General features: G+C 30.9%; 12 protein-coding genes. 3 read left to right on the top strand and 9 right to left on the bottom strand.

Annotation, left to right across the window (positions count from 1 at the left end):
- Position 1 precedes the first annotated feature (1 nt).
- Together ACKTSU_RS05765 and ACKTSU_RS05770 are read right to left on the bottom strand one after the other, a co-directional pair.
- A complete protein-coding gene (locus ACKTSU_RS05765; protein ID WP_408035422.1) occupies positions 2-547 on the bottom strand; it encodes an acyl-CoA thioesterase in 546 nt (181 codons plus the stop codon).
- A complete protein-coding gene (locus tag ACKTSU_RS05770; RefSeq protein WP_408035423.1) occupies positions 540-923 on the bottom strand; it encodes a 6-phosphogluconate dehydrogenase in 384 nt (127 codons plus the stop codon). Before ACKTSU_RS05770 ends, ACKTSU_RS05765 begins: the two co-directional genes overlap by 8 nt.
- Positions 924-1,027: 104 nt before the next feature.
- On the opposite strand from ACKTSU_RS05770, the gene ACKTSU_RS05775 reads away from it, so the two are divergent.
- Entirely contained in the window at positions 1,028-2,203 is a 1,176-nt protein-coding gene (locus tag ACKTSU_RS05775; protein ID WP_408035424.1) for a GlmU family protein, read from the top strand.
- Positions 2,204-2,241: 38 nt separating this feature from the next.
- On the opposite strand, the gene ACKTSU_RS05780 is transcribed toward ACKTSU_RS05775, so the two are convergent.
- The 6 genes from ACKTSU_RS05780 to ACKTSU_RS05805 all read right to left on the bottom strand — a co-directional run bounded on the left by ACKTSU_RS05780 (position 2,242) and on the right by ACKTSU_RS05805 (position 9,434).
- Entirely contained in the window at positions 2,242-4,614 is a 2,373-nt protein-coding gene (locus ACKTSU_RS05780) for a TonB-dependent receptor plug domain-containing protein (protein WP_408035425.1), read from the bottom strand.
- Complete coding sequence (locus ACKTSU_RS05785) at positions 4,614-5,531, bottom strand: FecR family protein (protein WP_408035426.1); 918 nt, start codon at positions 5,529-5,531, stop codon at positions 4,614-4,616. Before ACKTSU_RS05785 ends, ACKTSU_RS05780 begins: the two co-directional genes overlap by 1 nt.
- A gap of 73 nt (positions 5,532-5,604) precedes the next feature.
- Positions 5,605-6,123: an RNA polymerase sigma factor gene (locus tag ACKTSU_RS05790; RefSeq protein WP_408035427.1), complete on the bottom strand. Its 519-nt coding sequence runs from the start codon at positions 6,121-6,123 to the stop codon at positions 5,605-5,607.
- 61 nt (positions 6,124-6,184) lie between these two features.
- On the bottom strand, positions 6,185-7,933 hold the full coding sequence (locus ACKTSU_RS05795; RefSeq protein WP_408035428.1) for a M14 family metallopeptidase: 1,749 nt from the start codon (positions 7,931-7,933) through the stop codon (positions 6,185-6,187).
- A 64-nt stretch (positions 7,934-7,997) separates the two neighbouring features.
- The gene (coaD, locus tag ACKTSU_RS05800) at positions 7,998-8,450 is read right to left on the bottom strand and encodes a pantetheine-phosphate adenylyltransferase (protein WP_274634514.1); all 453 of its coding nucleotides are present in this window, start codon (positions 8,448-8,450) and stop codon (positions 7,998-8,000) included.
- A gap of 6 nt (positions 8,451-8,456) precedes the next feature.
- A complete protein-coding gene (locus ACKTSU_RS05805) occupies positions 8,457-9,434 on the bottom strand; it encodes a D-alanine--D-alanine ligase (protein ID WP_408035429.1) in 978 nt (325 codons plus the stop codon).
- A gap of 153 nt (positions 9,435-9,587) precedes the next feature.
- On the opposite strand from ACKTSU_RS05805, the gene ACKTSU_RS05810 reads away from it, so the two are divergent.
- Both ACKTSU_RS05810 and ACKTSU_RS05815 read left to right on the top strand, forming a co-directional pair.
- Positions 9,588-10,169 (top strand): PASTA domain-containing protein, encoded by a 582-nt coding sequence (locus tag ACKTSU_RS05810; protein ID WP_299002262.1) that lies wholly within the window; start codon positions 9,588-9,590, stop codon positions 10,167-10,169.
- 15 nt (positions 10,170-10,184) lie between these two features.
- Positions 10,185-11,219, top strand: coding sequence for an RluA family pseudouridine synthase (locus tag ACKTSU_RS05815; protein ID WP_408035430.1), 1,035 nt, complete (start codon positions 10,185-10,187; stop codon positions 11,217-11,219).
- Between the two features lie 16 nt (positions 11,220-11,235).
- Here ACKTSU_RS05815 and ACKTSU_RS05820 read toward each other — a convergent pair whose 3' ends face one another.
- Positions 11,236-12,117 carry a mechanosensitive ion channel family protein gene (locus ACKTSU_RS05820; protein ID WP_408035431.1) on the bottom strand — a complete coding sequence of 294 codons (882 nt, stop codon included), beginning with the start codon at positions 12,115-12,117 and terminating at the stop codon, positions 11,236-11,238.
- Positions 12,118-12,125 lie beyond the last annotated feature (8 nt).

A 12,125-nucleotide genomic window follows, 5' to 3' on the forward strand; every position in this document is an offset into this window, starting at 1 on the left:
ATTATAACTCAATCTTTACATTGTATTTTTCTAAATCTTCAATGTAATTTTCAGCAACAAAATTATCGCTATTAAATTCTTCTTGTCGTTTCTTTTTCATTTCTAAGCGTTTTATAGCTTCTAAAAAACGACGCATTTCTTTTTCATTGTTAATAACGATTCCAGGAACAGTTACTTGTTTGTCCTCATCACTTTTGGCAACCATAGTAAAGTAAGAAGAGTTACAGTGCTTAACCTTGCCAGTTTGTATATTTTGTGATTCTACACGAATACCAACTACCATAGAGGTTCTTCCTACGTAATTGATAGAAGCTTTCATAGTAACTAATTCACCAACATCTATCGGGTTTAAAAAATCAACCGTATCTACTGATGCTGTAACACAATAGGTTCCAGAGTGTTTCGATGCACAAGCAAAAGCTATTTGATCCATTAGTTTTAAAATGTATCCACCGTGAATTTTACCACTAAAATTGGCATGAGATGGAAGCATAAGCTCAGAAATGCTAATGCGAGTGTCTTCTATATTTCTAAAAATATTATTCATTATCATTGTTTATTCCTCTGAAATGAGGAGATTGCTCTTCTTCAACTTTTGTGATGAAATATTTGGTATCACCAAGCCAAAAGAAAGTACCAAAACGTTCTTTGTAAGTAACTTTCACATAGCGACCTTGGTATTTTTGAAGTTTATCAATAACTTCTTTTTGATTATCTTCAACTGAAAAAGCAAAAATTTGAGCACCAGAAATTCCTTGGCTAATTTCTCCTTCCCAAGTTTTTACAACTACACCTTTATAACTAATTTTTATGAGCTCTCCAGAACGAACACCTTCGCTATAAGGAACAAAATAAATAAAAGCATAGTATAACGCCGCTATAAGGGCAATACCAATTAAAATTAGACCTAAAATTTTTTTCATAGTGTTTAATTGAAGAATGTATAATAACAAAAGTAAGATTTATATTTTGACTTGTAAAATGAATTGAAAGTGGTAAGTTTGTGTTGCTTCAAAAAATGATGATTATGAATTATATTTTATTTGATGGTGATGTGCGTACTGCTTTATTACCATTTACATATACAAGACCCGTAGCAGATATAAGAGTTGGAATTTTAACTATTAGAGAAAAGTGGGAAAAGCATTTGGGTTTAACCACTACTACAGTAACCGAAGAATATTTAGAAGAGAAATATCCAATGGTTGAAATGGAAGAAAATGTATTGCTAAATGCTTCTTTTTTACCAACAAAACCTTTGGTTGAAATGGTAAAGAATTTACAAGAAAATCAAGCTATATTTAAGGGAGAAGATGTTATAGCTTTTTTTACTTCAGATAATCAAGAAGAAGTAGACTTTTCTTCTTACGAGCATATAGAGTTTGAAGATGATATTATTCAAATTAAAAATACATGGGATATTTTTTCTTTAAATGATAAGGCGATTCGTGCTGATTTTGATTTAATTACAGAAGGAAGAAAATCACAACCAATTCCTGAAACAGTTAATTGTATAAATAGAGATGATATTTTTGTAGAGAAAGGAGCAAAGTTAACTTTTGCTACTTTAAATGCTTCAACAGGTCCTATTTATATTGGTAAGAATGCTGAAATTATGGAGGGTGTTGTTGTACGTGGAGCGTTAGCAATGTGTGAATATTCAGTGTTAAAATTAGGAGCGAAAATATACGGAGCAACTACGTTAGGTCCTCATAGTAAAGTGGGAGGAGAGGTGAATAATTCTGTGTTATTTGGATATTCTAACAAAGGGCATGATGGGTTTTTAGGAAATTCAGTTTTAGGAGAATGGTGTAATATTGGAGCTGATAGTAATAATTCGAATTTGAAAAACAATTATGCTGAAGTTCGTTTATGGAATTACGAAACTGGTCGTTTTGCTAAAACAGGATTACAATTTTGTGGTTTAATGATGGGAGATCACTCAAAATGTGGAATTAATACCATGTTTAATACCGGTACTGTTGTTGGTGTTTCTGCTAATATTTTTGGTAGTGGATTTCCAAGAAACTTTGTGCCATCGTTTAGTTGGGGGGGAGCATCAGGTTTTACAGAATATAAAACGAATAAAGTTTTTGAAGTAGCCGAAGTGGTAATGGAAAGGCGTGGTATTGTATTCGATGATCAAGAAAAACAGATTTTAGAACACGTTTTTGAAGAAACGAAACAATATAGAAATTATTAATAAAAAAAGGCTCTACTTTTTAGTAGAGCCTTTTTTTATTAAAAGCTAACACGAAAAACTAAATTAGGTGTTATTCCTAAAGAAACTTTATCAACTTGTTCTAGTTGGTATTCAAGCTCATTATCTGAATTTATAGTAGGAATAGCATTGTAAGTTCTGCTTAAGATATTTTTTTGATTATAAATATTTAAAACAGATAGTCCTAGTTTACCCTTCCAGTTTTTTGAAAAATTAAAACTGTAAGTCATTGAAGCGTCTAAACGGTGATAATTAGGTAGTCTAAGAGCGTTGATATTGTCAGAATCTAAGTCGATTACAGGAAAGCCATTTTCTGTATTGTAAAAATCTTTTACAGCAGTATAGGGATTTCCTGTTCTGTAAATCCATCCTAAAGAAAATTCATAAGAATTTAACTTATAGGCATGAGACCAAGAAAAGTAATTTGTAATATCATGGTTGGCAGGGAAATATTTATTTTCTAAATCTAAAAATATAAATCTGTTTTTAGTGTAAGAATAATTAACCCAAGTTCTGTAATTATTAAATGTTTTATTAACTAAAATATCAATACCATATATTTTGCCTTCACCGTCAGAAAAGTCGTCTGTTTGATCGTTATAACCACTAGTTTGTGAGGTCATACCAGTAACTTTCTTATAATAGGGTTCTATGTCTATTTTCCAATTATCTTTATTAAAAAGAATACCAGAAGAAAACTGTAAACTTTTTTGAAGAGGAATATCGTCGTTGTTTACTTGTACCCATATCTGATTTTCTAGATCAAAGCCTAAACTAGAACTTTGAAATTCTATTATTTGACTTAATGTTTGATGTTTTTGTTCAAAAGAGGCTTTAAAGCTAAAGCTAGTATTTAATTTTTTTTCAAGATATATTCTAGGTTCTAAAACGAATTTATTAATTTTTGAAAAGTAGTTGAAACGTATACCAGTATTTATGTTCCAATTATCAGAGTCATATAAATATTCTCCAAAAATAGAGTGAGTATCGTTTGAGCTTTCATCACTTTGTTGAAAGTTGTATTGATTTTGTCCTTGTAAGCTGTATAAATATTCTAAATTATATTCGGCATCTGTAGAGGTGTAATCATACCCTAAAAGTATATCAGTTTTATTATTAATAGAGTAGTTTACATTATAAGAAACACCAACATCATTTAAAGTATTGCTTTTACTTGAATGTTCTAAGAGATAATTTTGAAAGTAGCTATAATTGGCACTATAGTCTAATGTAAATGTTGAAAAATAACTTTTTATGTTATGAGTCGTTTTTTCATTGGTTTCTTTTTTCCAATTAGCGCTCATACCAGTGTTCTTAATGTTTATTAGGTCATTGTATTTATCTTCATAGTCAGGAACAGTAAAATCATTGTACATTTTATTTTTAGTATGTAAAAAACTAAAGGATAAAGATTCTTTTTCAGAAATGTTGGTCATGAATTTTGCTGTGTAATCAGAAAAATTAAATTCATTATCTCTGCTAAACTTTATGTTTTTATCAATGATGTTGTTTTCTTGGTTATTATTGAATGTTTGAAATACTCTTGTAGATAATTTATTAAAGGTGAAAGTTTTTAAAAAGTTAGAATAAGAGCTTCGTGCAGAAAATGATAAAGCAGTTTTTTTAGACAAAGGAATATCAATATTAGCATCTGCATGAGTCATATTTAAACCAAAACTTCCTGTTACTTTTTTAGGGATTTCTTCAGAGGTTTTTATATCAATAACACCAGAAACTCTATTTCCATATCTAGCACTTGTACCGCTTTTAGACAAGACAATTTCTTTTGTAGTGTATGGATTAAAAGCAGAAATCATTCCGAAAAAATGACCTAAATAGTAAGTTTTTATTCCATCCCAAAGTACTAAATTTTGATTAGGAGTTCCTCCTCTAATATAGATTCCCGAAGCAGTTTCATCAGGACTTTGAACTCCTGGAATAATTTTTAAACTTTCTAAAACATCTGGTTCAGTTAATCCGGGTAATACTCCAAGTTGCTTTGGTAAAATAGAAATAGCTCCATTTTTCTTTTTGTTAATTCCCGATGTTATGTAGTTGGTAACAAGAATTTCGTTTAGAAGCGTGTAGTTTTCATCGCTAAGAGCTGTTTTTTTAGTAATATAATAGTAACGGTCGTTTATTTTTTTAAAAATAAAGGAAGTTTGACGCTCAATTTCCCCTAAGAGATATACTAATTCACAGTTTTTCTGAGAAAACGAAAAAATATCTTCTTGAATTATTTCAGGGTTATACGAAAATTTAACCCCAAAATTAGCTTCCGTTTGTTTTAGAACGTCTAATAAAGGAGTGTCTATAAAAGAAATGTCTATCTTTTCCTGAGAAAAAATAGACATTGCTAAGCATATAAAAAGTATACTTAATTTTATATTCATTAATTATATGTCAATATAACAGTACTATTTTTTGCTAATTTATAAGAAATTTTCATAGGAGCAAAAACAGTTTGTAATGCTATATTAACATCTTCATGTGTATAAGTACCCGTAAATCGTTTTTCGGTATCTATTTTTGAAGAATCAAACTTTAAGTTGAATTGGTTTTCTAATGCTTTAATTACTTGATATAAAGGAACATTAGTAAATGAACTTTCACCTTTTAACCAAGAAGGACTATCTGAGTTAAAAGTCCATTTTTCAGCTTTTTCATTATAATTTCTGTAGGCTTTTCCTAAAGTTAAAATCGCTTCATCATTACTTTTAGAAGTTACTTTCACTTTTCCTTCATAACAAAGAACTTCAAAATAATTTTCAGAAGTATTAACTGTAAATTTAGTTCCTAAAACAGTAACGTTACCCTCAGTGGTATTTACAGTAAAAGATTTACCCTTTTCAACTTCAAAAAATGCTTTTCCTTTTAAAGATAACTCTCTATTACCATCCCACTTGTATTTTTTGTAGCTAACAGTAGAGTTAGGAGAAAGATGTACAGTTGAATTATCTGGTAAAGTTATAGTTGAATACTCTCCGTAACTTGTAGAGATGTCATTTGTACTATAATTAAAGTAAAAAAAGCTAATTAATAAAGCTATAGAAGCAGCTGCGCCGTACATCCAATTAGGAATTAATTTCACGACTTTTTTATTTGCCTCTTTAGACTGTAGTTTGTTTTGAATTTGAGTAAGAGCTTCTTTCTGATTATAATCAGGGGCTTTTAACAACTGTGAAGCATCATCAATAGCTTTAAATTGATGATAAACATCAGACTGTTGAAATTCTTCCAGCTCCTTAGGAGAAAGCTCATTGGCTATCCATCTAGCTAAAAAAGTCTCATCTTTATAATTTATTTTCATTTCCTATTATTCGTGCTATTTGTATTAAAAACAATTAAAAAACTAATTACCCTACTACAAATAGTATTTTTTATTACACTTTACCTATTTGTTCTTTTAAAGTAAGTAATGCCTTACTCATTCTTTTCTCTACAGCCTTAACAGAAATACCAACTATCTCAGCAATTTCACTGTATTTTTTCTTATCTATTCTGCTTAGTAAAAAAACTTCTCGCTGCCTTTCAGGAAGGTCGGCAATCGCTTTTTTTAATTTTTTATGAAATTCATCTTCTTCCAATATAAACTGAGGAGTTTCTATTGATGTATTATTGGTAGTATTTTGTTTTTGATATTCTAATACCACTTTTTTATGAGCCACTTCATTTAAAAAGTGATTGTTTGCCACGGTATATAAAAAGGATTTAGCTTTTTCAAAAATTACTTTCGCGCAATTATTCCACAATTTGATATAGGCTTCCTGAACAATATCTTCAGCTTGCTGAGTATCGCCACATTTATAGTAGATATAATTTCGTAAGGTTTGTGAATGTTTATTGAAGACTTCTTCAAAGTTCTGTTGTTCACAAACGGATTTTAAGGGCTCTTTATTCATCAGATTAATTTCCTAATCAATAACAAAAATATAAAAATGTTACAAAGAGGTTTGCTAATTGTTAATATAACTTAAAAATAGGTAGTTTTTTATGAGCTTTTTCATAATGAGGGGTTTTTGTATAAATCCAATACAATTGCGTTTGTGGATTTTTGGCAAAACTCTCATCGGTGCTTAGCTTTTCTTCAAACTGTTTCTTAATTGAAGGGTTTTCTTGTAAAAAAGCTTCAGCAATGTCCTCAAAAACATAGGCAGAATAGCCTTCTTTTTGTTGTAAAATAGTATCGAAGAAATTCCAGTTGAAGAAAGAATCTACCGCCTCAGCTTCCAAGGTTTCTAAAATATAGCGAATAGCTGTTTGATTGGTAGGAATATAAATATCTCCTTTGTTAAATTGAATTTGCTGATTCTCTGTTTTGGTAATTTCGGTGTTGTAGTGCAAATAATGACCTTCGTAAGCAGTGTTTCGAGTTTCAAAATTTTTGATGTGCTGTATTTCTACCGTTAAAACAGTATCATTCTTAAAACGAGTAAATTCAATATTGTTATTTTGTAATCGCTCCACAACTTTGTGCCAACCTTGTTCTAAAATATAAGCTTTAGGTATGGTAACTTCTTTTGTTGAGATATAATTGTTGTAATATGGAATTTCTTTAGTGTAAGGTTTTGTTCTATCATAAAATAAACGCTTTCCGTTAGTAACCTTACTATCTATAAAAACACCTTCATATCCTTTAAAATTAAGTGTAGATGGATTCTCTTTATCAACTGAAAAAGCAATAGGATATGTTTTTTTATTGATAATTTCCTGTACAGCATTTTTACGTAATTCTTTTATCTTATTGCTGTTTTCTTTGGAAAAATCTAACGTTGAAAATAGTAGTTCATAAGTTTGCTCTACACGTGTTTTATAAGGTTTAAGCATGTGTGTTTCTACCATTAAACCTAAGGTGTTGAATAGACTAGTGTACCCAGTAGAATATCTTGGAGAGTCAAAAAATTGAGACCAACCACTTTCAGGAGTTGTTCCCCAAACATTTACATACGGAGTTATAATAATATCTTTTTGAGCTAAGGATTGTTCAATTTCAGGTCGCATTTCCTTTTCAATAAACTCTCCTAACTTTCCACCTAATTGGTTGTGTTGTGTAAATAGATGGGTAATAGCATATTGATAGTCGGCACCATTGCTTACATGATTATCAATAAAAACATCTGGATTTACAGTGTGAAATATTTCAGCAAATGCTGCTGCATTTTTAGTATCTTGTTTTATAAAATCACGATTTAGGTCATAGTTACGTGCATTACCTCTAAAACCATACTCTTTAGGTCCATTTTGATTGGCTCTAGTGTGTGAGTTTCTGTTTAAAGCCCCACCTATATTGTATACAGGAATAACACAAATTAAAGAGTTTTTATACTTGCTTTTTAAGGAGTCATTTTGAACAATATCTCTTAATAGTAACATTGAAGCATCTATTCCGTCAGATTCTCCAGGGTGAATTCCGTTATTAATTAAAACTCTGTTTTTTGAAGAGTTCTTAATTTGATTGATGTCTGTTCTTCCATCTATATTAAAAACAGCTAAGTGTAAAGGTTTACCAATATCTGTAGTACCAATTTCAAATAAAGAAATTTCAGGATATGTCTCAGCCAAATCTTTGTAATAAGAAATTACCTCTTTATAAGTAGATGTTTCTGTTCCGTTTGATGTTTCAAACAGTGTCGTAAAATCTTTTGTTTCTTTTGTTGATTCTTGTTTACAAGCAACAATAATTAGTAGTAATAATACAGCTAGCTTTTTCAATGAATAATATTTTAAGTGTTTAGAGGAAACCTAGTTAATTAAACCTTTGGCTATCGCTCTGCGATTAAATTCTAACAGCATCAGGAACCAGACCTGTGTAATCTCCTTCGTTTCGGATAACATCGCGAACAATAGAGGATGAGATATAACTCTTACCAGAAGAGGTTAGTAGGAAAACAGTTTCAATTTCTGAAAGTTTTCTATTGGTATGGGCAATTGCCTTTTCGAACTCGAAATCGGCTGGATTTCGTAAGCCTCTTAAAATAAATTGAGCATTTTGCTCTATACAAAAGTTTACGGTAAGTCCGCTGTAAGTTAGTACCTTTATTTTAGGTTCATGCTTAAAAGTTTCTTCAATAAAGCGTTTACGTTCTTCTAAAGAAAACATATATTTTTTATCAGCATTTACACCAATAGCGATGATTAACTCATCAAAAAGCGTAACACCTCGTTCAATAATATCTACATGTCCTAAAGTGATTGGGTCGAAAGATCCTGGGAAAATAGCTCTTTTCATTGTTAATTAGTTGTTTAAAGCCATTTCAATAGCATTTCCAAATAACTCAGTTAAAGAGATACCTGCATGATTGGCTTGTTGTGGTAAAATACTTGCTTCTGTTAATCCAGGAACAGTATTCATTTCTAAGAAATGAGGAACGTCATTTACAAGAATATATTCAGAGCGCGAAAATCCGCTCATATTTAAAATTTCGTACACGCGCTTAGCAATGTTATTTACGCTCTTCTCTTGAGCTTCTGTTAAACGTGCTGGAGTAATTTCTTGCGATTCTCCTTCATATTTAGCTTTATAGTCGAAGAAGTCATTATCAGAAACAATTTCAGTAATTGGTAATACTTTAGTTTCTCCTTTGTACTGAATTACACCCACAGAAACTTCGGTTCCATCTAAAAAGCTTTCAATTAAGATTTCAGAATCTTCTTCATAGGCTTTTTCAATAGCAGGAATTAATTCTTCTTGTGTATATACTTTAGAGATTCCGAAGCTAGAACCCGCATTATTTGGTTTTACAAAACAAGGTAATCCTACTTTTTCAATGATGGTATTGGTGTTGATTTCATCTCCTTTATTTAAATAAACAGAAATTGCAGCAGGAATACCATATTCTTTTACGACACTTAAAGTATCTCGTTTATTAAACGTCAATGCCATTTGATAGAATGGGGCAGAGGTATGTTTTAATCCGATAAGGTTAAAATAAGCTAAGATGACTCCGTTTTCACCCGGAGCACCATGAATCGCATTAAAAACAGCGTCAAAAGTGATATTGGTTCCGTTTATTTCAGCAGAAAAATCATGTTTATTAATAGGGTGTTCATTTTCATCATCATCAACCAAAACCCATTTATCTTTTAAAATAAGAACTCTATACGGGTTGTATTTTTCTTTATTAAGATGTTTGTAAACTACATTACCACTTTTTAAAGATATACCTACTTCAGAGGAATATCCTCCCATAATAATAGCGATGTTTTTTTTCACTTTATTTATATTTCAATTACTGTTTTGTTGTTGTTTTCTTAAAATCCCAATGTAGGATTATACAAACTTACCAAAAAAACTCGTTTAAGACTTGTTGATTTGAAAATAGTACTATTTTTACTGTACATTTGTGCGATCTTACAAAAAAATGATATGAGTAATTTAACAGAAAAGTCTGGAGGTTTATTTCAATTTATTAAAAGTAAATCTTTTTTAACAAACGTAATTATAGCAGTTGTAGCAATATTTATATTCGTATTCGGACTACAATGGTGGCTTGGAGTAACGACAAACCATAACCAAAAAATACAAGTGCCAAACTTGCACAAAATGTCTTTAGATGAAGTAACACAAAAGCTAGACGAATTGAACTTAGATTTTGTAGTGATTGATAGTGCTAGTTATAACCCTGAATATCCTAAAAAATCGATTATTGAGCAAGATCCAGAAGCAGGAGATTTTGTGAAAGAAAAACGTAAAATATATTTAACATTAAATCCGTCTAAGTACAGAGATGTTGTAATACCTGATTTAAATGGACGCACAAGACGTCAAGCAACTACACATTTACGTTCTATAGGATTCAAAGTAGGAAGCAATGTTACTTGGGTACACGATATAGGAAAAGATGTAGTTCGTGGATTAAAACATAACGGACAAAAAATAGAACCAGGAACAAAATTACCAAAACAAACAACCATCGATTTAATTTTAGGAGATGGTAATGGAAACTAATTTTAATATTGATTGATGCAGGAAGAGACGACTCCAGATTTTGAGAATGATGAATTATACGAACACCATCGGTTTGTAGCTACTGATGGTCAAGTACCTTTACGAGTAGATAAGTTTTTAATGAATTTTATTGAAAATGCTACTCGAAATAAAATACAACAAGCAGCCAAAGCAGGAAATGTGTTGGTGAATGATGTTGTAGTAAAACCAAACTACAAAGTAAAACCAAAAGATGTGGTTAGAGTAGTGTTAACCTATCCACCACATGAGAATTTATTGGTTGCTGAAGATATTCCAATTGATATTGTGTATGAAGATGACGAGGTAATTGTTGTAAACAAACCAGCAGGTATGGTAGTACATCCAGGTCATGGAAATTATTCAGGAACATTAGTTAATGGATTAATACACCATATAGAAAACTTACCTAAAAACTCGAATGAACGTCCAGGTTTGGTGCATCGTATTGATAAAGATACTAGCGGATTGTTAGTTGTTGCAAAAACTGAATATGCAATGGCACATTTATCAAAACAGTTTTTCGATAGAACCACTGAACGTTTGTACTATGCTTTAGTTTGGGGAAATATAGAGGAAGACCAAGGTACTATAGAGGGTAATATAGGGCGTAGTTTTAAAAATCGCTTACAAATGGATGTTTTTCCTGATGGAGAACACGGAAAACATGCGGTAACACATTATAAAGTTATAGAGCGATTAACGTATGTAACTTTGGTACAATGTAAGTTAGAAACGGGTAGAACACATCAAATTAGAGCTCATTTTAAACATATAGGACATACCTTATTTAATGATGAGCGTTATGGAGGCGATACCATTTTAAAAGGAACTACATTTACTAAGTATAAACAATTTGTTGAGAACTGTTTTAAGGTTTTACCAAGACAAGCGTTACATGCAAAAACGTTAGGGTTTACGCATCCAACTACAGGAGAGTTTTTACAATTTAACTCTGAAATCCCTGAGGATATTGAAGCATGTTTGGCAAAATGGCGTACCTATTCTGAAAACTCTAAATTAGAAGAATAGGAATTTATCTATTTTGTTATTTCTGAACTTTTATATTCTTATCAAATAAGTTTACACCACCTTTTACTCCAAAGTCAAGGGTGGTTACTGGATAAGCAATGGAAATGTTTTCTTGTTCAAAACGTTTTTTAATATGCATAATAACATCGTTCATTCCTTTACAGAAATCATCATTAGACTCAAACTTAACCCAATAACGAAGCATAAAATCGTAAGTAGAACCACCAATATCAGTAAAATAAAAATCGATACCTTCTTCTGGAAGATATTCTTCTATTTTTTTAACTTCATCTAAAGCAACTGATCTAACGTGTTCTAAATCGTCACCATACGAAACTCCGCTTCTTAAAATGATACGTCGTTTTCCCCAAGTAGAATAATTGGTAAAAGTACCATTGTAAATAATTTGGTTGGGTACAAAAACTTCCTGACCTGGTACGGTTTTTATTTTAGTTGTAAGCCAGCTAATATCTAACACAACACCATATTTTCCATCAATCTCAACCCAATCTCCAACTTTATAAGGGCGTTGTAAATCAACCAAAAGTCCAGAAAACATATTAGAAGCGATGTCTTTTAAAGCAAAACCAGCAATAATACCCACAACACCAGCCCCTGCTAGTAGTTTTTCAAACGGTTTGTCTAAACCTAAAATATGCAGTGCTAATAAAACACCTGTTGCAAAAAACAATGCGTAAAATAAAGAGGCTATGATCCTTTCAATATTCAGGTAGTTTTCTTTAAAAGCTTTTCGGTATACATTAATGCATATTTTTTTAGCTCCACTAGCTACAAGCGCAAAAAGAATAATTATAATTAAAGCTAATACAACTTTAGGTATATGCTCTAAAACATTTTGTTGAAATTCTTTCCAAATTTGAGTGATGTTATCAACCATTTTATTTG

It is taken from the genome of Tenacibaculum aestuarii (assembly GCF_964510395.1).
Lineage (GTDB): Bacteria > Bacteroidota > Bacteroidia > Flavobacteriales > Flavobacteriaceae > Polaribacter > Polaribacter aestuarii.